The organism is Alkalicoccobacillus porphyridii (genome assembly GCF_007293315.1).
Taxonomy (GTDB): Bacteria; Bacillota; Bacilli; order Bacillales; family Bacillaceae_D; genus Alkalicoccobacillus; species Alkalicoccobacillus porphyridii.
The window spans coordinates 142,789-168,064 of sequence record NZ_VLXZ01000002.1 but is presented as its reverse complement, the minus strand read 5'-3'; the positions used below and the strand labels follow the sequence as shown (position 1 = coordinate 168,064).

Sequence of the window (25,276 nt, the reverse complement as noted above, 5' to 3'; positions counted from 1 at the left end):
AGAACGGTAATTTGATGTGCATAGTACTTGTTTAGGAGGAGATCATTATCAGGCATATAGACGAAATCTTAGAGCGGAAAATTGGGTTCGGTACAGCGCCGCTAGGAAACATGTTTCGTGAGGTTCCTGAGGAGGAAGCGCAGGCAACAATTAAAGCCGCTTGGGATGCAGGAATTCGGTATTTTGATACAGCACCCTTTTACGGAGCAGGACTCTCAGAAATTCGCTTAGGTGAATTTTTATCAAAGCAAAATCGAGACGATTATATTTTGAGTTCTAAGGTTGGACGTTTGATTGAAGAAGAGGATGAAGAGAAGGAAGGTCTATTTGAATTTGGACGCAAAAACAAAATCGTAACAGATTACACAGCAGAGGCTACCCATCGCTCCATTAAGCAAAGCCTTGAGCGTCTACAAACGGACCGTTTAGACATGGTTTTTGTTCATGACCTCTCCCCAGACTTTCAGGGAGATGAATGGATTGCGAAGTTTGAAGAAGCAAGAACGGGCGCATTTAAGGTGCTAGCTCAGCTTCAGGAGGAAGGCGTTATCCAGGGCTGGGGGCTTGGTGTCAATACAACGGTTCCTATTGAACTAGCGCTCCAGCTTGAAGAATGTAACCCGACATTTAGCCTTCAAGCGACACAGTATACCCTGCTAGATCACCGGGAAGCCCTGCAGCGACTGATGCCTGATGCGAAGGCAAAAGGAATGAAGATAGTTGTTGGCGCACCCTACAGCTCAGGGGCTCTACTAGGGGGAGAAAGCTATAACTATGGAGAAGTCCCTCCTGAAATCAAAGCAAAAATTAAACAGCTGCAGGACGTAGCTGATCGTCATTCCGTTTCATTAAAAGCAGCCGCTCTACAATTTTCCACCGCGAACCCAGCCGTAGCTGCTGTCATTCCTGGCTCTACCAGACCAGATCGAATACAAGAGGATTTAGATGCTATCACCGCAAAAATTCCAGATGCCTTTTGGCAGGAATTAAGAGAAAAAGATCTGATTGCAGCAGAAGCCCCGTTACCAAAAGGATAAAAGGAAGCAGAGAGGTGAATTGTACGGTTTCACCTCTCTTTTGTATTTTTTATAAAGATGCAGCTAATCAAAAACGAAGATAATCGCACAAACAAGTAGAAGTATATTTAGAGGGAGAATCGTTTTCCCCATTTTTATGGCTTTTTCTGTTTCCTCATAACCTGCTTTATTTAATCGGAATTCTATTAAAAAGGTCCAAGCCATGATTAGCGTGATTAACGCAAAATAAGAAATAACATTTTTACTGAAAAACTGCGTCACAATAATGGATTGGAATAGATACAAAACAGTGAAGATAGAAGTACCTCGATAACGATGATAGAAGTCCAGAAATTACACCTCCTATTATTTGGATGATATACTAAACCTATCATTTGAGCTCTAATTAGGCAAATCAATATCTAAAGGCAAACCAGTGTATACTAATAAGAAAAGCTCAGGAGGCAAATATGATACAAAAACTCGGTCAAGTCATGCTATACGTGAAGGATCAAGAGACGTCAGTGGCATTTTGGACAGAGAAGCTAGGTTTTCAAGTGTTGATGGATCATGAAGAAAACGGGATGAGATGGATCGAAATCGCACCACCGTTTGAGGATGGAACCAGCATCGTTCTTCACGACCAAGAGCTTATCGCAAAAATGTCTCCAGAACTCAATCTTGGAACCCCCTCCTTAATGTTCTTCTCGAGCAATGTAGAGCAGCTACACGAAGAGCTTACTGATAAAGGTGTAACCGTGGGAGAAATCGTTAACATGGGTGGAGGCAAAGTATTTAACTTTGCCGATGAAGAAAAGAATTACTTTGCGATCATGGAAAAGCAGGGCGACAAGAACAGAAGAGTGGAATACCTTTAAAAAAGGGAGTGGACATTGGATGATGTCTACTCTTTTTTTTGTATGGGGAGAGTGGCGGGCGGATATCGGGAAAGAGGAGCGGATATCGGGAAAGAGCAGTGGATATCGGGAAAGAGCAGTGGATATCGGGAAAGAGAAGCCGATATCGGGAAAGAGAGTCGGATATCGGGAAAGAGAAGCCGATATCGGGAAAGAGAGTCGAAAATCGGGAAAGAGAAGCGGAAATTGGGAAAGGGAAGCCAATATCGGGAAAGAGAAGCGGAAATTGGGAAAGGGAAGTCGATATCGGAAAAGAGAAGCCGATATCGGGAAGGAGCACCCGATATCCGAAAAAAGGCGGGATCCTTTTCACCAAATGCCAGAACGCACTAGATAATCCCCTGCATCCGTAATATAATCTCTGCAATAATCGCTGAGCCAATCAGTGTTCCAAAAAGCACGCATAGAGCAACAATCATGGCACGCCAACCGAGGGAGACAAAGTCGGTCCAGGAGCGACCGATTGCAATGCCGGCGTAGGCTAAAACGGGTGTGGCGATAGCTAGTAGCTGTAAATGATTAGTATAGGTGATAACGTATTCGCCCCAAGGTGTCTGTGGGAGGGAGGCAACAATTCCGACAGCGATCACATATACGACGCTGGGGATATTAAGTGGAATCAGCTGACTAAGGGCTTGGCCAGCAGCTGCAACCAAGATAAGAATGCCCATCCCGGCAATCGCCTCTATGGAGAAAATGCCATAACCAATCCAGTTGCCGACAAAGGCAACGATACCAACGACAAGTAATAGAAGAATGTATTCTTGAATGTTTTTCAATCTGGTGTGCCCCCTCTCATTTTTCTAAATACCTTGTATAGCTTTTCGGTGATAGGGAGGGCGACAAAGATACTTACAAACATTCCTGTGGAATAAGTCAGTAGGTTACTTGCCCCAGCAAATGCGATGATCTGAGACTCAAGCTCTGGATAGGAGGCGATTAAAGAGCCTGAGGCGGCAGCCATCATACTTCCGCTTCCCACACCTGCGGCCATGGCTAGGGATAAGGGGTGTAGCGGGGTGTAGGTGGCTAATAGTCCAGCAACGAGCCCGTAGAATAAAGCGCCGAAAACCGTTCCGAATACATATACAGAAGTGACGCCTTTACCTTCGGGTGATTCAAAACCATACTTATCGTAGATCAGACCAAGGTTAGGCTCACGCCCAATGGAATGCGTCATGCCAATGGCTTCTCTTTTCATCCCAAGTAATAGTACGGCTACAGGCAGGGCTAAAAAGATGGTACCTAGGTTTCCGATTTCTTGTAAAATGAGTGCCGGACCTGCCGCTATAACATCTGCTAAGCCAGGACCGATGGTAACACCTATTTTGGCAATCAGCAGGGTGACACTGATCGTAATGATTGGTTCAGCATGTTTGGATTGTCGATCTTTGACTAATGGAGTGAAATAAAAGACAAGACCAAATAGAATGGCGAAGAGCATGGGTAAGAGCATGATGACACCGATGCCTACCGGAACTTCAATAATGCCAATGGCTTCAGTTATTATCACAATGATGAGGACTAATAGATGCAGGCGCCAATCCCTTAAAAGCTTCAAATGCTTCACACTCCTTCTGTTGAAAGTACTGAGTAAATAGCTGTAGAATCAAGTGTTCCTTTTTGTTGCTGTAGAGCAAGGCGATAAAGCTGGTTCACTGCTGCTGAGGTTGGTTGAGGCATTTTATGCTCTTTTGATAAATCCATATACAGTTCGATATCTTTAGCCATATGACCCAAGGAAAACAATACCTGGTCAAATGATTGAGCCAGTAAGTTCTCGCCAAATACTTCCATGACGCGGTTATGACCAGAGCTTTTTCTCACGATATCAAATAATGTTTCCGCTTCAACGCCTTCTTTTTCGGCTGCCTGCATGGTTTCACTCAGTAGAGCGGTAATCCCTGCTACAAGCATATTGTTACATAGCTTCACGATTTGACCAGAGCCAGAAGGGCCGATATAGTTAATGCTTCCACCAATGACCTCCAGTACGTCCTTACCTTTAGCTAAGTCATCTTCATTGCCTCCTACCATAATCGTCAATGTTCCATTTTTTGCTCCGGCAGGGCCGCCGCTCACCGGACAATCGAGATAGCCAATGTTATGCTCTGCTGCCTCTTGATGAAGCAAACGGGTAGTTTGGATGTCGGTTGTACCCATATCAAACACAAAACTTCCTGGCTGAAGCTGCTTTAGGAGGCCGCTTTCTCCTAACAGCACGTCTTTTAACACCTGCGCATTTGGTAGAGAGAGGAGAACGGCATCAGCTTCCCGAGCTAGCTCAGACACCGATTCCACAAAAGTGGCTCCAGCTTCTTCTAAATGCTCCTTATAAATGGAATATGGGTCATACGCATAGACGGTATAGTGTTCGCGAAGAAGGCTACCTGCCATGCCAGCACCCATAAGGCCGCAGCCAATCAGGCCAATGGTTTTCATTCGTAATCCTCCCTATGGTCTCAAATAAACAGCTTTTGTCTCCAACCAAAAATCAAGCGCCGTGCTGCCTTGTTCACGTGGACCGATGCTCGAATTCTTTTTACCGCCAAATGGTAGCTGATTTTCATAGTGATTCGAAGGTACATTTACATGTGTTACTCCCGTTTGGATGCGACGAACAAACGTATGAGCCTTATACAAGTCCTTTGTGTAAATAGCAGAGGATAGACCAAAGCGTACGTCGTTTGCTACATCAATCGCCTCATCAAAGGAGTCAACCTCAATGACCGCAACCACAGGACCAAAAATTTCTTCCTGAGCCACCTCCATAGCTGAAGTCACACCACTAATGACTGTTGGTGCCACAAAGTACCCTTGATCACGACCATGGTCTGTTAGACGTCTTCCGCCACATTCAATGACCGCACCATCACGCTTGGCGCTCTCGATGAAATGAAGATACGTATTTAACTGCTTTTCATTGGCCACTGCGCCGTTGTCTACATCTTCAAATCCATTTCCAATTCGAAGACTATTTGCCTTCTGCACTAGTCGTTCCGTGACCTCCTGAGTCATATTCTTAGGCACAATGACACGGCTTGTCCCTGTACAGCTTTGCCCATTATTAAACATGCCACTCAAAATAATGCCATCTATCGCAGCTTCAAGATCCGCATCCTCTAAAATGATTGTGGCATTTTTACCACCCATTTCAGCTTGCATCTTGCCACCTCTTGCATGTACGGCGCGGCCTAACTCCATACCCACCGCAGTTGAACCCGTAAAGGAAATGGCTTTTAGCTTATGATTTCCACCCATCTCCTTACCAACCACTTCACCAGCACCGGTTACCATGTTCAACACACCGGCAGGCATACCCGCTCGATCAAACAGTTTAACAAGTTCAACGGCAATAAGTGCTGTATCATTTGGTGGCTTATAAACCACCGTGTTTCCGGCAAGCATCGCGGGTGCTATCTTGTAAATACCAATACCAAGCGGGAAGTTAAATGGGGTAATCACCCCAACCGCGCCAAGTGGCTCCTGAACGGTATACGTAAAGGTAGCAGGATCATTAGCTGGAACCGTTTCTCCAGCGAGGCGATTAGCTGCCCCACTAAAATGCTTCAACGCCTGAATGGACGCCTCCACCTCTTTTTGAGCAGCGATAAAGGTTTTTCCGACTTCATTTGTAATGATCGTAGCCAGTCGATTTTTCTCTTCGGCCAAAAGGGGAATTAGTCGGTACAGGATATCCGCTCGATGAATAGCTGATTGAGCACTCCAGGACGGAAATGCTGATTCGGCAGCATCAATCGCCTTTTGAGTATCAGAAACAGTGGAGTCCTGAAAGTGGCCCAAAACCTCCTCGGTGTTTGCAGGATTCGTGCTCGCAAAGAGATTTCCTGACTCAGAATCAACCCATGAACCATGTATATAATTTCCATATGTTGTAGAAATAAATCTCACACCTTTCTTTTGATCTGTAAAATCATTATAATTTTCTGATCTTTCAAAGAAAATAGGAGTGCCCACATTCATTTAGACTAAAATGTGTGGACGCTCCTATGTTTACTTCATTGAAAAAGAAAGAACGATGTTAATCCAGTCTTCATCATGATCAAAGGAAACTTGTAGCTCATGCTCAATTTTTTTTAGACGCTGATAGAGTGTATTGGGATGAATAAATAAGGCCTCAGCTGTTTTTGTACGATCGCGATTATGGGCGATTAATGCAGCCAGGGTTTTTTCATACATTGGATCCATTAAAAATAATGGACGCAGATAATCCTGAACAAACTCTTGCCTCTGCCAATCTGGTAATCTGCTCCATAGACGTTTATGACCTAGTTGTTCATAGTAGACGCAGGGTTGTCCAGTTGCATGGTCCACAGCATCATTTGCTTCCTGAAATAATAGGGAGAACTGATCAATATGACGAATGGAGCTAAAGCCAATCGAGATCGGATGAAGTGTCTGAAGTGTTTGGGCTAAGTCCTCAAAGTCTATATCGTCTGCTTTTACATACACATACCAATTTGAACGATACCGGATTATCGTGTACTCGCTTGTTTCACCCAAAACCGCATGCTGCAGCTGGTTATAAGATATAGTCCCGTCAGTAGATAAACAGAGGGCACGTACGAATGGAGTTTTATGAGATTGAAATAATTGCCGTCTGACTCTCAGAGAGTCCGTCTCTAATAGCTTCGTAAACAAGTCTTCTTTTTCCTGTAAGTCATTCTCTTCATTTCTAGATTCATAGCCTAATATCACGGCAATTGCTTGAGTAGCCTGTTTTATCATATTCTCTTGTTCTTTTGTAGGTGAGTGAGATAAGCAAAGCCAGCCATATACTTTATCTTGATTGGAGATTGGATATAAGTAGGGAGAATCTGTTCTTTCTTTTAAAAAGCTGATCGAAAACGCATCATTTAGTAACCGACGCAAGACGGTCAGCATTCGATCAAGATCCCCGGCCTCCATCAACACCTTCATAAATGCGGACTGAATTGTTTTTTGATGCTGCCATTGTTTGTGAATGAAGGCCTCACGCTCAAGATATTGAGCCCGTTCTAAAGCCAACGCACCTTGCATCCCAAGCTGAATCACTGTATTTACATCATCCTGACAAAAGGACTTGCCCGGTCGATAACAATTTACAGCTAATGTGCCTAAGCACCGATCGCCAGCGAGCAATGGCACACTAAAAGAATATCGAACTTCTTTTTCTGCTGTGCCCTGGCGAAACCAACGCAAATTGTCAGCTGAGATATTAGCCATCTTAGCTTTAACATCCTGCTCTCCAAAACAAAGGATCGGTTTTTTACTAGTAAACACCTCTCCGGTCATAGACTCACCGGGTAGAAACGCGATCTGTTTAAGCGACGAATGCACGATGCCAATCCCACTCCCTAAACGAAGCACCTGCTGAGTTGAATCATATTTATACAATATGACCATATCCGCCTGGGGTACGAGTGCCTGAACAGCTGACGTAATCACATCAAATACCTCATGTACCTGCCTGGCTCGTAGAAACGTTTGACTCACCGACCACACCTTAGAAATCATCGTGTCCATGAAACCGTCCCCTTTTGTGAGATAACGTATGTATATAGGTTTCATTTTATCTATAGACTGAATATTTGGCAAATGAGGAAAGTTGAATAACTTAACAGATGATGGAGGCTATTCAGTAGAAGATCTGTGAACTGTCATCAGTGCATCATGATGACGCCTCATCTACATCGCATTGCACATTAAACTTATTTCCATCTGGATCATAAAAGTCCAAAAAGGAATTGCCGAGTCCATCATTTGTGATGGTCTCTACTTTTACTTGATGTTCTAAAAGATGTTGATGCAGTTGATCGATGTCTTTGGTTTGAAAGGCTACGATGGCTTGCTCCTCATCTTTTTTCATAAATGTAGCCCTCGTTGTTACACCTGTTTCAACCAAAAATAGCATCTGTCCAGATGGCAAATTTAATTGGGCTTGTAGCTCCTCCTCGCTATGCCAAACAAAAGATAATTTGAGCACATCACTATACCATTGAATGGAATGTTTTAAAGACTTTACTGGGATATGGCAATATAGAATTTGTTGAAGCATGATTCAGCTCCTTAGCTAATTATTTGATCATTTTAGTTTCGACATGTAGTAGGGAGGTTCCTGTTTATAGTTGTTTTGACTTCTATTTATAGAGACCTTACACTAGTAATATAGGAAAAAACAGGAGGAGTTTCCATGGGTAATAGTCCTGGTACAGTGAAAAGAGATATTCAAAAGGCTGAACGCTTATTTACGATACTGAATTTACTTAAAGAGCGGGAAACCATTACTTCGAATGAACTAGCAGATTATTGTAATACAACGCAGAGAACGATTTATAGAGATATGGCATTGCTTGAGGAGGTCGGCGTACATTATGTGACGGAAGGTAAAAGCGGCTATCGTCTCATTGACAGTCCGGTCACTCCAAACCGAAAATTATCACAGCAGGAGTGGCTTGCTCTAACGGTCTACCCGTTGATAACAAATGACTTTTTACATAATGAGCATCCTGTTCATCATGCTTATAAAACAGGCATTGAAAAAATGAAAGGATTGAGCAAGGACACTACATCGGCTCCTTTACTTGCAGTCAGTGAAGAGCTTGGCGATCGAATTCGTTTTCATGATCAAGTTGGAAATAAGGATAAGAATCACGTAATGCCTCAGCTATTTCAAGCTATTATTGAAAATAGAGCGATTGAGATTGAATATTATGCCATTTACAATGACACAACAGCCAAACGAATCATTCACCCCTATTATGTCCTACCAAGAAGTGGACATCTCTATGTACTCGCATATTGTACGATGAGAGAGGGGTACCGAACCTTTCGCTTAAATCGATTCTTAAGTGTAACCCTTCAAGAAGAAACATTTGAAATAGATAAGACATTTGATGTAGACACCTACTTAGAAAATCGGTGGACAATCATCGCGGAGGATGAGGAAGAAACTACGTTTATGGTGCGTTTTGATCCGAATATTGCTCGTTATGTGGATGAATTTACATTTTATACAGAGACTTCGGTCACAAAAGAGGCAGATGGTGCAGTTGTACTAAAAGCAACCGTCAAGAGCAGAAAAGAGTTTCTCAGGTGGGTACGAGGTTTTGGACTGGACGCGGAAGTACTTGAACCACAAGATATTAGAGATGAAATCCATAATGAGTACAAAATTCAAATGAGTCGCTATCGAAAATCGTGAGCTTACGCACGGTTTTCTTTTTTTATTCTTTTTTTCTGACCTGACAGTTGTTGTCAGTGGGAGCGCTAAGATAAAGATATCAACTAATGAGGAGAATGAACAGTATGAAAAAATGGATTCTATCAGCAGGTATGACTTTAGCGGCAGTAACTGTACTCACAGCATGTGGGGAGGCTTCAATTGAACCAGTTGAAAACAATGAAGCAGAAGGTGCAGAAGTAGATGAGCCAACGGACAATGAGGAAGTAGAAGAGGAAGTAGAAGAGGACGTAGTAGAAGAATCGTTGACCCTTGGGGACAAGGTGAACTTTGATGGATTAGAAATCACTTTAAACGAAGCTTATACCAGCGCAGGCTCTGATTGGGAAACCCCAGAAAATGATCAGTACGTTATTCTTGATCTAACAATTGAAAACACGACAGAAGAAGCAGCCAACATTTCAACATTGCTACAAATGAGCCTTAAGGACGAAGACAGCTACACTCATGATATTGCCCTTTTCACAGATGTAAAAGGCTCACTAGATGGTGAGGTAGGACCGGGACGTGACATGCGAGGGGAAGTCGCTTTTGATGTCGATCAATCCGGTGTTTATGAATTTATCTTTGAGGACCCATTTGCAAGTGGACAGGCGATTTGGACGATTGAAGGAATTGAATAAGTGACCGGGACCCCTGACAGGTAGTGTCAGGGGTCATTACCAATATACTTAGTGGCAGACTAATAAAAAGCTAAAAACTTAGAAAGGCAAAAAAGATAAATCATTCCGTTGTATTTATAAAAAATAGAAGGTCAGAGTATTGAATAAACCAATTGGAACTTTAGATATTATTCGCTGAATATGACTATATGTCCCAAAAACCTCTATAAAAATGTTAAAATATAGATAGTTACATAATACTTTAAGCCTACAAAAACTTAAAATCGAATGAAAAATAGATGATAACTTTTTAGAAAGGGGTATGTGTCATGGGACTTGATTTTTTAGAGCAAATTTCCTCGGAACTTGATTTAATGGGTAAAGAAATTGAGAGACTCTTATTCAAAGAACCACAAGCAGTGCTTTCAAAAACACGTATTGTAGCGGAAGAACTTGCGTTGCTATTAAATCAGCAAGAAGGCATAAAAGAAGTCTATGAGATAAAGCAGGTAGATCGTGTACATAAGCTAGAACGTAAAGGAGTGATTGAAGCCGAGCAGAAAAGTAAGTTTGATTGGCTGCGTCGTGAAGGCAATAAGGCAGCTCATCAACCAAACTATGGATCTGTGGAGCTCGCAATCAATGCGCATAGGAATTTATATGATCTAGCAGGATGGTATGTGGAATGTTATGGAGAAACTGATTTCACCTTACCGCCGTATGAACTACCCCGTATACAAGATAGTGGTGGTGTGGCAACAACTGATATTGAACGTGTCATGGCGCAATTAATGGATGAAAAGATGGCCCCTTTGCTTAATCAGTTTATGGAGAAGCTAGAGCAAGCTCAAAGTACTGAAACAACTGCTCAAAAAGAGATGGCTGCAACTATAGAAGCTGATCCCTCAGCCGAACAGACTGCAACTTCGGCGGTTAAAAAAGAACCTAGTACTTCAAAGTCATCTCAAACTAAGGTTATGCTTGCCGAGTACTTAACAAAACACTTAGGTTATACAATAATTGATAAACGCGAAAATCAAGGAGCTTTATGGGTGGTAGGGGGATGGGATCTGTCAGAACAGTTGCTTGCATTAAAAGAAAACAAAATTTATTTTCGCTATGCGAGTAAAGGGAGCAAAGCAACAAAAGAGGAACCGGCTTGGTTTCTTGTGAACAAACGTTCAGCTTCAAAATTGTTTGTCATGGTTGAAGGTGTAGAAGATACTTTAGAAGATCAAGAGAAACCAGCCGTTCAACCTGATCAGGAAAGTGGCTTAGAACTGAAAGACTATCTAACGGCTAAAGGGTTGGAAGTCATCGACAAGAGGACAACGGGTGGCACGCTGTGGGTAATTGGAGGCTGGGAACTAGAACCTGAATTTAAGCCATTAAAGGAACAAAAGATCTATTTCAGATTCACGAAAAAAGGAAGTAAGGCGACAGGAAATCAAGCTGCATGGTTCTTATTGAATAAGAAAAAAGACAATCTCTACGTCGAGGGGGCTGAAGAGCTTAGTACTCTCACAACGTCCGAGGACTCTAAACAAGAGGAAAGACGGCCCGAAGATTTTGAGGCACTGGAGAAAACTACTAAAGAAGATTCAGAACAACATTTTAAAGAAGTTGAATCGAAGCCATTACAAGAAAACCCTCTCATCACGCCTGAGAGCGGCAATGTAGAAGTTCTGAAAGAGCCAACACTAGAAGAAACCCATCAAATGATGTTTAAGATCATTCGACCACTATCCTCATACCAAGTAGGGGAATGGACCTTGCCACTTCCAGAAGAAGTAATGAATAATGTTATCTCAGATAATAAGGTTGGTCGAGAATTATTAGCAAAAGCAGGACAAAGAACGATCACTTCATTAAAGATAAGCGACATGCGTGAGTTATATCAAAAGAACCAACCTTTGTTCTATGAGCTTATTCAGTTTATGGCAGTAATGGGTATTCGATTTGAAGGCGCATTAAACAATTTCGTACCATTTGAGATAAATACTGAGAGTGGTTTTTTACAAGTTACAAATCAAGATATTTTGTTAAAGGACTTGCTCAGTTCTGTTCATCGGGAGCGGTTAGTTTCCTATGGGATTGATATGACAACGCAATTAAATGGACTGTCCATTTCGTCACTCGAATATCTTTTCAAAGATCTTGATGAAAAACCATTGCATTTTCTAGAACAGACTGTTGAAACAAAGAAAGAAGAGAAGGAACCGTTTTTTTTTCAGCTTTTAGATGATCAATATACATTACCAGGAGATATTTTAGATTTACCCCTATCTACAGAATTGTTCTCTAGATCTACCCGCCTTATGCTCTGTTTGAATAGTGATGGATATCAATACATAAAGGATTTGCCAATTGATTTAAGTCCATTTATTGGTAAATACAAAGGTGTGGGTGTTGGTGTAATGAAAAAGTTCATCCATCAACTTAAGGTAATAAAAATACAAGCGTATGAACACACAAAAGAAGAAATCATACCAAATCAAAACTTACATTATCAGTCTGAGATCATAGAGTTAGATGATTCAAGTCGATCATTTTTATTATCAGATATGACTTTCCAATCAGTTAATATTCTAATCTTGCGTTTTAATGAAGCCGGGTTTCTTACAATTGGTGATCTTCCTCCAAGATTAGAGAAATTAACCGAATTAAAGAGCATTGGCCATACAGCTATTCGTAAATTCTTTGACCAGCTTAGTTCTGAAATTGAACGTTTAGAAAAGAAAAGGGACTATGAAACACTTTCTTTAAGCAACCAGGTTGAATTAGTTATTAATAATTTACGAGAGTCCTTACAAGAACAGAATAAAATAGTAAAGGAACGTCCTCGTGAGATCCTATTAGAACGTTTTACTCGGATGCAAAGAAATGAGCCAGCCACTTTGGAAACACTTGGTCAAGAATTCGGTGTGACCCGAGAGCGCATAAGACAAATTATTAAAAAAACATTATCAACTATTGCGAACGAAGGATCTGAGCTAGTTCATTTACTTACCAAAAAGCTTGGGGATTCACCTTATCTAGAGAATGTATGGTTCAACTCGGGTCATTTCATTGATCATCTCATATTAGAAGCTTTAGAGAAGCAAGCAAATATATTTATAGAAGAGGAAAGTAATCTACTTACTAATATGCCTGAAGTAGTCCGAGAGGAAGAGAAAAAAGGTGTACTACTTAAGTTAAAAGAAACATTTACCGGAGTTGAATCTTCACTGGCTCAAGTCTATAAATGGTTTGCTGAGAATACCCCATGGCCCCTTGGAAAAATGGATGCGGTATTTGCTGAGCATTTTAAACAAACCGCCACTCCAGCTAAAGGTTATGTGTTGGTCTCGTCTACAAAGCTTGAGTTGGCTGAACTCGTTATGCGTCAATATCCAGAAGGTGTTGAAGTGTACAAAAGAGCAGAAGAATTAAATGAAAAAGGGAACCAACTGGTAGAAGGTCTTTTTGCAAGTGAACGAGATTTTTCTGCTCTATGTAATCGAGACGAAGCGGTGGATCGCTTATTACTTTGGGGGAGAGGCATCTATATACATCGAGATTACGTAGATATTCCAACAGAACTGCTAAGAATCATTGAGCAAGACATTCTTCAACGATTTGAGTCTCAAAGTGAGCTACAAATCCGAATAATCTTTGATAAATTTGAAGAACAATTGGTTGCTCACAAGGTCCCAACTGAGTATGCCCTTTATACGTTATTACGATTATTTGGCTCGGGCGTTTTTTATCTACCGAAATATCCCTTAATTACAAAGGAAGAACAGGATTTTCAATATAATGCGGATCGAATTAAGCGGTTTATGAGAGAACATGGGGGAAGGGCCTCTAGCCAAATACTTCGTGAGGAATTTGTAAAGAAACAAGGGTGGAAAGATTATACGTTGCAATTAACTTTGTCAAGCGGACCATTTGTACAAGAACAAAGAGGCGTATATGTGTTGTTTAGCTTTTATGATGACATTCAATATGCAACGCTTAAACCAATTTACGATGCTATTCGTGGTGCTCTTATAACAAAAGAGTTTGTTCTTATTCATAAAATGTACTTAAATCACCAAGTGATGTGTAAGCAGATAGGTATTCAATCACCACAATTGTTATATGTGCTCCTTGCAGATCGAAATCAAGATGAGTCCATTCAATTTAAACGTCATCCGTATGTGTTGTCTGCAGAAGCAAATATTGAACGGCTCTCTAAAGTGAGTCTAGTTGAAGGGTATGCTCGAGAAGAGGAACGAGAAATTCCTCGTGAAGAATTAATTGATTTTATTGATGAGATAGGCGGAGTGTCTGACTACGTAGATCAAGTATTGGTCAAGTCAGAGAATTTATTTTATTACACTCGTGGGAAATTTGGAGAGTACATTCACCGAGATATCATAGAGTGGACCGAAGATAAAGAAAAGAGCTTGAGAACAAACGTAACACACTATCTTACAAGCTCAGACCTACCTTTTGTTCAAGTGGAAGAGCTATATTATGGGGTGGAAAAGCCTGAACTAGCAAATGAGATGACTTGGACGGAGGATCTATTCTCGGATTTGCTCCTTCGTATAGATGGTTTCATTGAGATAGGCAGCATGCGAAAGCTGATAGCTCATAAAGAGAACCTTTGCTCTGATGTGGATTTCCTTACGTACCTCATAACTGATAACTATGGAGGCACCGTCAAAAAGAGTGTGTTGGAAAAACATTTAAGACAGCTAGGCTTTAATAAAAACGGCGTCCTGAGCTTTGAAGCCAATCAAGCTTTGGAAATGGGCCAAACCCCTTTTATTCTGCAAGGGGATGAATTCGTGCTACGAGATTGGGTGGAGGAGTAAATCGTTATGAAACAAGAAGAATTAATGAAACGGATGATTGGGGACACACATGCTTCAGAAATAACGACCACTATCATTAAAAGCGCGGTTGAAACAGCAGAAACAGGACTCTCTGTTCAAGCACAGGCAAAAAGATTAGACCGACAGATTGATCAGCTGTTGAAGGAGGACGTGTAATGATTCTCCATAACCTTACTATGCATCATTTCCGACAATTTTACGGTGAACAATCAATTTCTTTCGCTGCAGATGAAGAGATCGTCACAGTGATTCGCGGTGAAAACGGGCGCGGTAAGACCGGGATTTACCGTGCTGTATTGTTCGCCCTTTATGGGGATGAACGATTAGATCAAGATGGGAATGATTCGAATATTGTCATTCCCAACATAAAAGCGTTAGATGAAGCAAAAACAGTGAAACAACCTGTCAAAGTTATAGTTACTATTGAGTTTTCTCAAGGGCATACGGTGTACAAGCTTACACGATCTCTACTTGCATCAGTTGGAGAAACGGACACATTATATATATCTGATCGAAGTGTCACGCTAACTTTTGACGATAAACAGATAACTAGCAAAGATGAAGTGGACCAAGTTGTGACGACTATCTTAGATAATCGAATGAAGCATTACTTCTTTTTTGATGGGGAGCGGATGGAACGCCTGACGCGAGCCAGCTCAATTCAACGTAAGGACGTAGCAGCCGGAATTAAAAACCTGTTAAATATTGATCAACTGCGTGATGCTGAGAAAGCGATAGCGATTGTAGCCAGTGACGTAAAAAAACAGCTGGAACGGCATTCTACTGGGAGGTTCCAGCAGAACTTACAACGCCAACTTGTTTTGGAAGAAGAGATTGAAAAAGCAAAGACTGAGAGTGAACAATTGACGGAAACCATTGAAAAAATGGACGAGCAATTCGATAGCTTAACGGATCAGCTAAATCAATATGAAGAACAAAGGAAAGCGGAAGAAGTATTCACACAACAACTAGCAATTTTGGACCAGTCAAAACAACAAGAGCAACAGGTTATTGAAGAGCTAATAAAAATGAACCAGCACCTGCCACTGATATTGGCAAAAGACCAACTCTATCGTGTCCAAACATCTATCAACACACTGTTATCAGGAACGACAGAACAGTCGGGTGTAGGAGTGGATTGGCTGAATCATTTATTGGAGGATTTAACGTGCATTTGTGATCGTGCATTTGATAAAGGTTCAGAAAGTTATCAAGCCATTGAGTCCCTTATTGAAGCAGCGAAAAAAAGTGAAGAAAAGAAACAATACTACCCACTTTTGGCTACAACAACTCGACTCATTGGTCAGTTAGAAGGAAAAGCAGAAGAACTGGAACAGCTACTCGAACGCCAGAAGCAAGTAACTAAAAAAAGATTGAATCAAGAAACAACCGTCCAAGATGTCGCTAATAAGCGATATGAACAGGCAGCCGGAACGATTGCTGAGATCATTTCTAAGCGTGACAAGGTTATGGAAGATAGAAGTTCTCATATGGCATTTTTAAGAAAGCAAGAAGTACATTTAAAAGAAGCGGAAGACGAACTTCAAACGTTAAAAACAGAAGCTAACATCTTAAAAGCAAAAAGTGATATCCACAAACAGCTACTTCGGAAACAGGAAGAAGTAGAGAAAGCAGCAATTACATTAAAAGGAATGATACAAACCTTTGAGCAAAGTATGATGCGTGAGTTGGAGGATGTAGCTATGCAAAACTTACAATACTTGCTCGATGAAGGTAGTTTAACTAACATCCGTAAAGTCAAAATAAAGCCTGACTATTCACTTGAAGTAGAAAACGGATTTGGACAAGAGTTCTTGGCTAACATTTCACAAGGACAACGCCAAATCTTGTCACTTAGTTTTATCACAGCACTTGCTCAATTAGCAGGAGGCGAATCAACGCTAGAACTACCATTGTTTATGGATACACCGTTTGGTCGTTTATCCAGTGAGCATCACAACAATCTCATTTCATATATACCAAATGTCTGCTCACAATGGATTCTCCTAGTAACAGACCGTGAATTCACGGACGAGCAGAAAGATATGCTCGAAGACATGGGTCACCTCGGCCACATGTATCAGCTTGTCACAAAAGAAAAAGGCGTAACCGAAATTACAACAGTTAGAAAGGGAATACATGTATGAGTACAATGGCCAAAGACCGCCGTATCAAAGTTCATAAACGCTTTGTCCCCTTCTTCCAAGAATTAAAAGAAGCAAATATCATACAAGACTATCAACAACTATTTATGACCGCTTTTGTCCTCGGTGCCAAACAACGAACCGAAAACACAGACCGCGGAGGCCTAACAGCCATCATCCGTGCTGTTATTTTTGGCAGCGGTCAGTTAGACTTAATACGCACGGTTTTGTACGATCGTGACTCGGTGATATATGAAGATGAAGAATGCCTGACGAAAGCGGAGAGCTTTGTGACGACAGGATTAGAGATACTAACTACAACAGTGATTCATGAATTTGTTTTTACAGCAGAAGATGGAACGGTTCATCTTTTGCCGGGGAAAGAGCAGGAGGCACTACTCGCGTTAATGCGTTATGTGCATGAGGATAGTGTGAGTGTGCCGTTTTAATGAAATAGAAGCATCAAGAAGGAGACAAACATGAGTAAATTAACATTACAACTATTAGAAGCCCATTTATGGAAGTCGGCTGATATCTTAAGAGGTTCCGTTGATTCCAGTGACTATAAAAATTACATTTTTGGCTTATTATTTTTGAAACGCCTTAGCGATAACTTTAAAGAAGAGCGCGACAACTTGTACCAAGAGCACGGCGAAGAAATTGGCGAAATGCTTGCCGATGATTCAGAGCAATATCAATTCTATGTACCAAAAGCGGCTCAATGGGAAGAAATTCGTAAACACAGTGATGACATTGGTTCAAAGATTAATATTGCATTTGAAGCGTTGGAGAATGAGAACACCACACTTGAAGGCGTACTAACACCCATTGATTTTAACCGGAAAGAAGTCTTAACAGATGAAATTTTGCAACGCTTATTACAACATTTTTCCATGATTCAACTGGCAAATAGTAACCTATTTGAACCAGATTTGTTGGGGCGTGCCTATGAATATCTGATTAAGATGTTTGCCAATGACGCCGGCAAAAAAGGTGGCGAGTTCTATACCCCTACAAAAGTCGTTGAGCTTATTGTGAACTTAATCCAGCCAGAGTCAGGAATGCGTGTATATGATCCAACTTGTGGGTCAGGCGGAATGTTGATTCAGTCTGTTGATTACGTACGAAAGAGTGGTGGAAATCCACAATCACTCTCTCTCTTTGGACAAGAGAAGAATCTGGGTACCTGGTCAATCGCAAAAATGAATTTACTATTACACAACTTGCCGGATCATCGCATTGAGCGAGGAGATACGATTCGTAATCCTAAATTAGTAGAAGACGAAGAGATTATGCTCTTTGACCGAGTGATTGCCAATCCTCCATTCTCATTAAAAGAGTGGGGGCGTGAAGAAGCAGAAGCAGACCCATACGGTCGTTTCCAATACGGAATCCCACCTAAAAATGCCGGGGATTACGCTTTTATTCAACACATGGTATCTTCTCTGCGCTCAGAAGGAGTAGCAGGAGTCGTTATGCCACACGGTGTCTTATTCCGTGGCGGAGCCGAAGGGAAAATCCGTCAAGGGTTGCTTGAAGCCGATCAACTAGAAGCAGTCATTGGTTTGCCAGCAAACCTCTTTTACGGAACGGGAATTCCAGCAGCGGTCCTACTATTTAACCGAAACAAAGCAGAAGAGCGTAAAGATAAAGTTCTCTTTATCGCAGCAGAAGACGAATTCCAAGAAGGAAAAAATCAGAATGCCTTACGTGATGAGGACGTACAGAAAATCACCGAAGCCTTTAATGCGTTTGAAGATATTGAGAAGTACGCAAAAGTTGTTAGTATAGATGAAATTAAAGCTAATGACTATAACTTAAATATTACTCGATATGTCGATAAATTAGAAGAAGAAGAACAATTGGATATAGAAGCAGTGTTAGGAGAATTGAACGAACTTGAAGCCAAGCATTCTGAGATTAAGGTAAAGCTTGATGGTTATTTGCAAGAACTAGGGATTGGTGAGAAGAAATGAGTGTGGAAGCGAAGGTAGTACGAGAAGGGTATAAGATGACGGAGTTGGGAGAGATGCCTGAGGAGTGGGAGGTATTAGAACTAGGAGAAGTGTCTGAAGTTATATTAGGACAGTCGCCTCTCTCAGAGAGTTACAATGAAGAAGGTATAGGGTTGCCTTTTTTTCAAGGTAAAGCAGAATTTGGCTGGAAATATCCTGTTGTAAAAAAATGGTGTGATCAACCTAAGAAAATTGCAGAACCTGGAGATATATTATTTTCAGTTAGAGCACCAGTTGGAGAGATTAATTTATGTAACCAAAGGTCTTGCATAGGCCGTGGGTTAGCGGCAATAAGACCAAGTGAGATTTCGCAGATGTATTTATATTTCTATCTAAAGTGTAAAAAAGAGGCATTTTCAACGCTTGGCCAAGGAAGCACTTTTACAGCAATAAACGGGAATGATTTAAGGACCACTCAATTACCCCTTCCCCCCCTCCTCGAACAGCAAAAGATCGCCGAAATTCTTTCGACGGTGGATGAGCAATTGGAAACAATTGAGGAGTTGATTGAGAAAACGAAGGAACTGAAAAAAGGGCTCATGCAGCGCTTGCTGACAAAAGGCATTGGCCACACGGAATTTAAGAAGACGGAATTGGGGGAGATTCCGGTGGGGTGGGAGGTTAAGTCTCTAAAAGATATAGCAAGAGTATCTGGTGGTAAAAGATTGCCAAAGGGGAAGCTACTAACAGAAATACAAACAGAGAGACCTTATATTAGAGTCGCTGATATGTTTATGGGTGGAATAAAAGATCATGATTTTTATTATGTTCCAAATGATGTGATATCACAAATTGAACGTTATAGAATTTTTTATGGTGATTTGTTTATTTCGGTAGCTGGTAGTTTGGGAATAGTAGGGGAAATTCCTAGACGGCTTAGTGGAGCGAATTTAACAGAAAATGCAGACCGTATTTCTGAAATAACATGTGATAATATTTATTTGAAATACTACTTGATGTCAGAATTAATTCAGAAACTAATTAAAAGAGAACAAACACAAAATGCTCAACCTAAATTAGCACTAACTAGAATAAAAAATTTTAAAATTGCTCTCCCCCCTCTCCACGAACAACAAAAAATCGCCTCCCTCCTCTCCTCAGTCGATGAACAACTTGACACCTACGAGAATGAGAAGGAGAAGGTAACCGAGTTAAAGAAAGGCCTCATGCAGCAATTACTAACAGGGAAGATAAGGGTAACGGTGTAAGCCGTTGCCCCTCAACTGGAGGTGAAGTAATGTCGCAACTTGAATATGAAGAGGTGGAGAAGCCGTTTATTGAACAGCTTCAAACCTACGGATATACATATAAAAAAGGTTCTGACCTTGATAGTGAGCGTAGTAGTCGAGGGAGCTTTCTATTGGAAGAACGATTGGCTGCGGTTATTCAACAACTCAATCCGTGGATATCAAAAAGTAATCGTGACAAAGTGATCAAACAACTGACGACGTTCCCAGCAGAAGATACGTGGAGCGCGAACAAGCAAGTCTTCGAATGGTTATTTGGCGATGGCATTTCTGTATTGCAGGATGTAAGTGGAGGGAAGAAGAATCAGACGGTTCGTTTGTTTGATTTTGAGAATGTAGAGAATAATGACTTCCTTGTTGTCAATCAGATCAGTTATGAGAATGCGAATGGCACCATTCGTCCTGATATCGTGTTATATGTAAATGGGTTTCCAGTTGTTGTAATTGAGTGTAAAAGTCCAAAGCTTAAAGGTGATCAACAGCTTCCTGAAGGGGTTCGTCAGTTTGAACGCTATGTGGATACGCATGAACGCTTGTTTTGGTATAATCAAATGCTGATTGTAACCAGTCTACATCGCGCTAGAGTTGGTACACTTTTTGCCAAGGCTCAGCATTATGGCCTATGGAAGGATCCATATCCGCTTACTCATGAAGAAGTTGGAAGTGAGTATGATCAGGCGATTCTCGTAGCAGGCATGTTACGTAAAGAAGCTCTGCTTGATTTGATGCGTAACTTTATTGTCTTTGATGGCAAGGTGAAGAAGCTGGCGCGTTATCAGCAATATCGTGCGGTGAACAAGGCGATTGAGCGCATGGAGAAAGAGGATAGACCAGAGCTCAGAGGTGGAGTTGTTTGGCACACTCAGGGATCAGGAAAATCATTAACGATGGTTTATTTGGCGATGAAGGTACGCCGGCTTGCTAAGCTTGAAAACCCAATGCTGGTTATCATTACGGATCGCCAAGACCTGGATGATCAAATTACAGGCACATTTAGACAGTGCGGTTTCCCTAATCCAACACAGGCTTCATCGGTTGCTGATTTGAAAGTTCAGTTAGGCAAAGGGCCTGGAACGACGGTGATGACGCTTATTCAGAAGTTCCAAACAAACGAGATTGAAGACGATTTTCCAATTATCTCTGAATCAGAGAATATCATTGTCATGACGGATGAGTCTCATCGCTCCCAATATAAAGGGTTGGCATTAAATATGCGTCGAGCCCTTCCTCATGCCACCTTTATTGGATTCACTGGTACACCGATTGATAAGAAGAAGCGTTCTACGACAGGTAAATTTGGCTCATATATCGATAAATATACGATAGAGCAAGCGGTGGAGGATGGCGCAACGGTACCGATTTTCTATGAATCTCGTTTACCGAGTGTTCAAGTAAAAGGAGATTCGTTGGATGAGATGTTCAATCGAGTGTTTCATGAATATGATGATGAGACACGTGATAAGATTAGGCAGAAACATGTGAATGAATCATTAATTTTAACTGCTCCTGAACGCATGCGAGAGATTGCCTGGGATCTTGTAAAACATTTTGAGAGTCATATTCTGGTGAACGGTTATAAAGCCCAGGTAGTGGCAGTATCAAGAGAGGCAGCCGTTGCCTATAAAGAGTTAATAGATGAGTTCGCGGGAGGACAGTTTGAGACAGCGGTCATTTTTTCAGCTGGTCATAATGATAAAGACAATCTTCGGCGTCACCATGTTTCAAAAGATGAAGAGAAACAGCTAATTAAACGCTTTAAGCAGCCTTTTGAAGAGGATAAACTAGCAATGATCATTGTTTGCGACAAGTTATTAACGGGTTTTGATGCGCCGATCGAACAGGTGATGTATTTAGATAAACCGATTCGTGAGCATAATTTGTTACAAGCTATTGCCAGAACAAATCGCAGGTATGATGAAAATAAAACCTATGGACTCATTGTCGATTACTTTGGAGTATCTCGATTTTTGGATGAGGCCTTGGAGATCTTTAGTGCCAATGATGTAAAAGGTGCGCTACATTCAATAAGTGATGAATTGCCACGTCTAGAACAACGTCATCGCTCAGCCATGCGGTTTTTTGATGGCTTATCAAAAGCACAACGGGAGCAGAGTGTGTTGCGTTTAAAGGATGAGGACGTCCGGGCACAATTCGAGGTTCATTATAAACGCTTTGCGGAAAGTATGGACAAAGTGATGCCGAATCCAATGGCAGGCCCATATCTTGAGGATCTGAAGCATGTAGGACTTATACGTCAATTAGCTAAATCACAATTTGCTGAGGATGATGGCATGGATATTGCTGATTGTGGAGAGAAAGTGCGAAGGCTTGTGTACAATCATCTGCAATCCAATGGAATTGATGTAAAGAAGCCTGTATCTGTGCTTAGTTCTAAGATAAAAGAGGAACTTGCGGAATATGAACTACCAGAGTCAAAAGCAGCAAAAATGGAACATGCTTTAAAGAAAGAAATTAGTGTCCGTATGGACGAAGACCCTGTGTTCTATACCACACTTCGAGAAAAAATTGACGAACTACTTGAACGGTTTAAAGAAAGAAAAATTGAAATAGGCGATCTCATTGATGAGTTGCTTAAACAAAGAGAAGAAATGCTTGATAAGATAGAAGGCAAGACTCATTCAGGGTTGGATGCAGAAGTTGAGCCATTTTATAATAAGCTCTCAGAGGTATTGGGAGAACTGAAGCCAGATGAGGAATTAAAAGAGATAGCAAAAGATATTTATCAATTTCTAAACCAAACCATTTCTCAGATTCCGGATTGGAAGGGGAAAAGAGATTTCAAGCGAAAGCTAAACGGTGATTTAAAAATAGTTTTGCTTAAGAAGAAAATTGGATTAGAAGATACGTTAATGTTAGTTGGAGCTTTTAGTGCATTGGCAGAAAGAAATATGTAATAGATAAAAGGACCAGTCTGACTGGTCCTTTTCTATACAGCCAGGCTGCGACCATGGACTCGCAGCCATTCTTTACGTATCTCAAATTCAGGCAAGAGCATCCGTAGCGTCTCCCAAAAAGCTGGTGAATGATCCATATGTTTAAGGTGGACTAGTTCATGAGCGAGCACATAATCAATAATAGAGGGCTTGGCCATGAAAATCCGCCAATTTAATAAAACTTTCCCGCTAGGAGTGCAACTTCCCCAGCGTTGATCCTGTTCTTTCACCACTACATCTACGGGTTCACGTCGAAGCATTAACGTATAGCGTCTCATTCGTTCCTTTGCAAAAGAGGCACCATGGGTTTTCATCCACTCCTGATATAGCGGGTACAACCATTCGCGGTAAGAACGTTCATCAACATGTACCGGTACTTCTGCAAGAAATCGTCCTTGATAAAAACGAAATGATGGATTTTTTATTTCTACTTTTTTTACTTTCAAACGATAATATCTCCCTAAATAAGGGAGCTTTTCACCCGATAAAAAGGATAGGCGTGGAATATGAGCTTCTATCTCTTCGAATCCAGAAATCTGAGTCGAAATCCAACTGCCTTTTTGTTTAAGAACCTTAGTGATTTTTTCTTCATCTGTATCTGAAGGAGCTTTGACCGTAACACCTGTTTCATCAACAAGGATGGAGAGGGTTTTACGCTTATTGCTTCTTGTAATTTGATATGAAATGGTTTGTTTTCCGAATTGAAAGTGTGGCAAGGTTATGGCTCCTTTCTTGCTCTAATAATTATAGCAGAAAGAGTAGTGAAGTTGATGCTAGCAATTTCTAGGTGAATTCGAGCATATCTATCATGTCGCCAGCTGAGGAACCAGTTATTTGTAAACTAGTTTGCTTTGTTCTCATATCCTCTATTATTTTTCTGAATGAAAACAGCTCGACACCCTGTGCTTCTATGTATGAAAGCTCTCTTTCATCTTTTACATTTCCATGTACAAACATGTAGCCCCAATCACCATTTGATATTAACTGCTTACGTAAATTATATTTCTTTGTAGCGGTAAACTTATTTGTGACCCATGCTTTTGCACATTGTTCTAAAATCAATTCTGGTCGTATTTTTGCACTTGTTTTTGTCTTAGCTTGTAATTCAATCTGTGCTTCACTCGTAAGTTTGCTTATATATCCAACCGGTCTGATACTAACTTGTACTTCACAGTGTATGCAATCCCATTCACCATCTCCGGTATTTTTTACAGCAAGGATATCACACTCGTCAATCTTATCCTTCAAACCTCTAATTGTGAAATAGCCGTTCCGATTAAACCACTCTTCAACAAATGTTTCTGCATGTAATGCCACACTAATCCCTCCAATCAGAAATCTTTCGCTTGCTTATCTATTTTATTATAAAGTGTATTATAATAAAGCTACTTAGCTATTAATACATATAAAAAGGGTGGTCTAATCTATGCACTCAGTTGTTGATATTTCAAATTGGGAAGAAGATTGGATCAAACAGGTTTCTGGTACAAGAGAAAAAGTATGGGTTAAAGAACCAAATAATAATGGTTCGTTGCTCTTTAAAATTCCTAAATCAACGTCCAACGAAAATTGGGCTGAGCTAGTTTCATCAGAGATAGGTAAGATGTTAGGCTTAGATATTATGAATGTTCGTCTGGCGATTAATAATGGACAAAAAGGGGTTCTTTTAGATAATATTCAACCAGCTCGAGCGATTATGGAGGATGGTGGAGAATTAATAAAAGGTGTTATAGAAGAGTTTGATCCATTAAGCTTGGATCATTATACTATAGAGAACATAATAAACTCGGTGGAAAAATTCAATATAATACATGAAGTTATATCTATGTGTCTTTTTGATGCACTCATAGCAAATCAGGATAGACATTGTGAAAATTGGGCTGTAATTAGGGATGAGGATAATAAAGTTGTATTCGCTCCTTTGTATGATAATGGAGCAGCACTTGGATTCAATTCTAATAAAGAAACAATGAAAGAAATGTTGCGTGATTCGAACAGATTTCAAGCTTTTACTAATCGTTCAAAGACATTAATCGAAGTAAATGGGAAAAGAAAACCTAAAATGAGTATGCTTTTATCGTATCTAAAGGACATGTATCATCATAAATATACTAAAGAGTTAAAAAGATTTTGTGGCATAAAACGAGGCGATCTTGTAAATATTGTTAATGAAGTACCTGATGATTGGATGTCACATATTGAAAAAGATTGGGTGTGTTCACTAATCAGTTATCGATCGCAATGGCTTCAAACAATCTAAGGAAGGAGCGTTG

Annotated in this window: 21 protein-coding genes; 13 read left to right on the top strand and 8 right to left on the bottom strand. The window is 40.8% G+C overall.

Going from position 1 to position 25,276, the window contains the following annotated elements; genetic code table 11:
* The first annotated feature begins 47 nt into the window (after nucleotides 1-47).
* The 3 genes from FN960_RS04110 (at nucleotide 48) to FN960_RS04100 (ending at nucleotide 2,270) form a co-directional block, all read left to right on the top strand.
* Nucleotides 48-1,037 carry an aldo/keto reductase gene (locus FN960_RS04110; RefSeq protein WP_143847200.1) on the top strand — a complete coding sequence of 330 codons (990 nt, stop codon included), beginning with the start codon at nucleotides 48-50 and terminating at the stop codon, nucleotides 1,035-1,037.
* A gap of 449 nt (nucleotides 1,038-1,486) precedes the next feature.
* Nucleotides 1,487-1,894: a VOC family protein gene (locus tag FN960_RS04105; protein ID WP_143847199.1), complete on the top strand. Its 408-nt coding sequence runs from the start codon at nucleotides 1,487-1,489 to the stop codon at nucleotides 1,892-1,894.
* Between the two features lie 19 nt (nucleotides 1,895-1,913).
* Nucleotides 1,914-2,270, top strand: coding sequence for a hypothetical protein (locus tag FN960_RS04100; RefSeq protein ID WP_143847197.1), 357 nt, complete (start codon nucleotides 1,914-1,916; stop codon nucleotides 2,268-2,270).
* Here FN960_RS04100 and FN960_RS04095 read toward each other — a convergent pair.
* The 6 genes from FN960_RS04095 to FN960_RS04070 form a co-directional block, all read right to left on the bottom strand.
* Nucleotides 2,263-2,712, bottom strand: coding sequence for a hypothetical protein (locus FN960_RS04095; protein WP_143847195.1), 450 nt, complete (start codon nucleotides 2,710-2,712; stop codon nucleotides 2,263-2,265). The two genes, FN960_RS04100 and FN960_RS04095, sit on opposite strands and share 8 nt — an antisense overlap.
* Entirely contained in the window at nucleotides 2,709-3,494 is a 786-nt protein-coding gene (locus FN960_RS04090; RefSeq protein ID WP_438799622.1) for a DUF3100 domain-containing protein, read from the bottom strand. Before FN960_RS04090 ends, FN960_RS04095 begins: the two co-directional genes overlap by 4 nt.
* 5 nt (nucleotides 3,495-3,499) lie before the next feature.
* Entirely contained in the window at nucleotides 3,500-4,375 is an 876-nt protein-coding gene (locus FN960_RS04085) for an NAD(P)-dependent oxidoreductase (protein WP_143847191.1), read from the bottom strand.
* Nucleotides 4,376-4,387: 12 nt separating this feature from the next.
* A complete protein-coding gene (locus tag FN960_RS04080; RefSeq protein ID WP_306461601.1) occupies nucleotides 4,388-5,845 on the bottom strand; it encodes an aldehyde dehydrogenase family protein in 1,458 nt (485 codons plus the stop codon).
* A 102-nt stretch (nucleotides 5,846-5,947) separates the two neighbouring features.
* Nucleotides 5,948-7,459 carry a helix-turn-helix domain-containing protein gene (locus tag FN960_RS04075; protein ID WP_185970910.1) on the bottom strand — a complete coding sequence of 504 codons (1,512 nt, stop codon included), beginning with the start codon at nucleotides 7,457-7,459 and terminating at the stop codon, nucleotides 5,948-5,950.
* Between the two features lie 145 nt (nucleotides 7,460-7,604).
* Nucleotides 7,605-7,991, bottom strand: a complete 387-nt coding sequence (locus tag FN960_RS04070) for a VOC family protein (protein WP_143847186.1) — start codon at nucleotides 7,989-7,991, stop codon at nucleotides 7,605-7,607.
* A gap of 135 nt (nucleotides 7,992-8,126) precedes the next feature.
* On the opposite strand from FN960_RS04070, the gene FN960_RS04065 reads away from it, so the two are divergent.
* The 9 genes from FN960_RS04065 (at nucleotide 8,127) to FN960_RS04030 (ending at nucleotide 22,964) form a co-directional block, all read left to right on the top strand.
* Complete coding sequence (locus FN960_RS04065) at nucleotides 8,127-9,137, top strand: helix-turn-helix transcriptional regulator (RefSeq protein ID WP_143847184.1); 1,011 nt, start codon at nucleotides 8,127-8,129, stop codon at nucleotides 9,135-9,137.
* A 104-nt stretch (nucleotides 9,138-9,241) separates the two neighbouring features.
* A complete protein-coding gene (locus FN960_RS04060) occupies nucleotides 9,242-9,799 on the top strand; it encodes a DUF4352 domain-containing protein (protein WP_185970909.1) in 558 nt (185 codons plus the stop codon).
* A gap of 308 nt (nucleotides 9,800-10,107) precedes the next feature.
* Nucleotides 10,108-14,622 carry a sigma factor-like helix-turn-helix DNA-binding protein gene (locus FN960_RS04055; protein ID WP_143847181.1) on the top strand — a complete coding sequence of 1,505 codons (4,515 nt, stop codon included), beginning with the start codon at nucleotides 10,108-10,110 and terminating at the stop codon, nucleotides 14,620-14,622.
* A gap of 6 nt (nucleotides 14,623-14,628) precedes the next feature.
* Nucleotides 14,629-14,799, top strand: coding sequence for a hypothetical protein (locus FN960_RS22710; RefSeq protein WP_185970908.1), 171 nt, complete (start codon nucleotides 14,629-14,631; stop codon nucleotides 14,797-14,799).
* Nucleotides 14,799-16,790 carry an AAA family ATPase gene (locus FN960_RS04050; protein WP_143847179.1) on the top strand — a complete coding sequence of 664 codons (1,992 nt, stop codon included), beginning with the start codon at nucleotides 14,799-14,801 and terminating at the stop codon, nucleotides 16,788-16,790. Before FN960_RS22710 ends, FN960_RS04050 begins: the two co-directional genes overlap by 1 nt.
* Entirely contained in the window at nucleotides 16,787-17,236 is a 450-nt protein-coding gene (locus tag FN960_RS04045) for a hypothetical protein (RefSeq protein ID WP_143847178.1), read from the top strand. Before FN960_RS04050 ends, FN960_RS04045 begins: the two co-directional genes overlap by 4 nt.
* Before the next feature lie 30 nt (nucleotides 17,237-17,266).
* Nucleotides 17,267-18,763, top strand: a complete 1,497-nt coding sequence (locus tag FN960_RS04040) for a type I restriction-modification system subunit M (RefSeq protein WP_143847176.1) — start codon at nucleotides 17,267-17,269, stop codon at nucleotides 18,761-18,763.
* Nucleotides 18,760-20,010, top strand: coding sequence for a restriction endonuclease subunit S (locus FN960_RS04035; RefSeq protein WP_143847174.1), 1,251 nt, complete (start codon nucleotides 18,760-18,762; stop codon nucleotides 20,008-20,010). The genes FN960_RS04040 and FN960_RS04035 overlap by 4 nt, the downstream gene beginning before the upstream one ends.
* Before the next feature lie 29 nt (nucleotides 20,011-20,039).
* Complete coding sequence (locus FN960_RS04030) at nucleotides 20,040-22,964, top strand: type I restriction endonuclease subunit R (RefSeq protein WP_143847172.1); 2,925 nt, start codon at nucleotides 20,040-20,042, stop codon at nucleotides 22,962-22,964.
* Between the two features lie 32 nt (nucleotides 22,965-22,996).
* Here the strand turns inward: FN960_RS04030 and FN960_RS04025 are convergent, their stop codons facing one another.
* Both FN960_RS04025 and FN960_RS04020 read right to left on the bottom strand, forming a co-directional pair.
* Nucleotides 22,997-23,719 (bottom strand): M48 family metallopeptidase, encoded by a 723-nt coding sequence (locus FN960_RS04025; protein ID WP_143847170.1) that lies wholly within the window; start codon nucleotides 23,717-23,719, stop codon nucleotides 22,997-22,999.
* Between the two features lie 67 nt (nucleotides 23,720-23,786).
* Nucleotides 23,787-24,320 carry a hypothetical protein gene (locus FN960_RS04020; protein WP_143847169.1) on the bottom strand — a complete coding sequence of 178 codons (534 nt, stop codon included), beginning with the start codon at nucleotides 24,318-24,320 and terminating at the stop codon, nucleotides 23,787-23,789.
* 109 nt (nucleotides 24,321-24,429) lie between these two features.
* On the opposite strand from FN960_RS04020, the gene FN960_RS04015 reads away from it, so the two are divergent.
* Complete coding sequence (locus tag FN960_RS04015; protein ID WP_143847167.1) at nucleotides 24,430-25,263, top strand: HipA domain-containing protein; 834 nt, start codon at nucleotides 24,430-24,432, stop codon at nucleotides 25,261-25,263.
* Nucleotides 25,264-25,276: the final 13 nt, after the last annotated feature.

What these genes read in the sequence shown, in the direction of transcription:
- FN960_RS04070 (WP_143847186.1), bottom strand. Translation starts at nt 7,991, where the DNA reads ATGCTTCAACAAATTCTATATTGCCATATCCCAGTAAAGTCTTTAAAA.
- FN960_RS04060 (WP_185970909.1), top strand. Translation starts at nt 9,242, where the DNA reads ATGAAAAAATGGATTCTATCAGCAGGTATGACTTTAGCGGCAGTAACT.
- FN960_RS22710 (WP_185970908.1), top strand. Translation starts at nt 14,629, where the DNA reads ATGAAACAAGAAGAATTAATGAAACGGATGATTGGGGACACACATGCT.
- FN960_RS04050 (WP_143847179.1), top strand. Translation starts at nt 14,799, where the DNA reads ATGATTCTCCATAACCTTACTATGCATCATTTCCGACAATTTTACGGT.
- FN960_RS04105 (WP_143847199.1), top strand. Translation starts at nt 1,487, where the DNA reads ATGATACAAAAACTCGGTCAAGTCATGCTATACGTGAAGGATCAAGAG.
- FN960_RS04030 (WP_143847172.1), top strand. Translation starts at nt 20,040, where the DNA reads ATGTCGCAACTTGAATATGAAGAGGTGGAGAAGCCGTTTATTGAACAG.
- FN960_RS04055 (WP_143847181.1), top strand. Translation starts at nt 10,108, where the DNA reads ATGGGACTTGATTTTTTAGAGCAAATTTCCTCGGAACTTGATTTAATG.
- FN960_RS04015 (WP_143847167.1), top strand. Translation starts at nt 24,430, where the DNA reads ATGCACTCAGTTGTTGATATTTCAAATTGGGAAGAAGATTGGATCAAA.
- FN960_RS04045 (WP_143847178.1), top strand. Translation starts at nt 16,787, where the DNA reads ATGAGTACAATGGCCAAAGACCGCCGTATCAAAGTTCATAAACGCTTT.
- FN960_RS04040 (WP_143847176.1), top strand. Translation starts at nt 17,267, where the DNA reads ATGAGTAAATTAACATTACAACTATTAGAAGCCCATTTATGGAAGTCG.
- FN960_RS04075 (WP_185970910.1), bottom strand. Translation starts at nt 7,459, where the DNA reads ATGGACACGATGATTTCTAAGGTGTGGTCGGTGAGTCAAACGTTTCTA.
- FN960_RS04085 (WP_143847191.1), bottom strand. Translation starts at nt 4,375, where the DNA reads ATGAAAACCATTGGCCTGATTGGCTGCGGCCTTATGGGTGCTGGCATG.
- FN960_RS04065 (WP_143847184.1), top strand. Translation starts at nt 8,127, where the DNA reads ATGGGTAATAGTCCTGGTACAGTGAAAAGAGATATTCAAAAGGCTGAA.
- FN960_RS04100 (WP_143847197.1), top strand. Translation starts at nt 1,914, where the DNA reads ATGATGTCTACTCTTTTTTTTGTATGGGGAGAGTGGCGGGCGGATATC.
- FN960_RS04035 (WP_143847174.1), top strand. Translation starts at nt 18,760, where the DNA reads ATGAGTGTGGAAGCGAAGGTAGTACGAGAAGGGTATAAGATGACGGAG.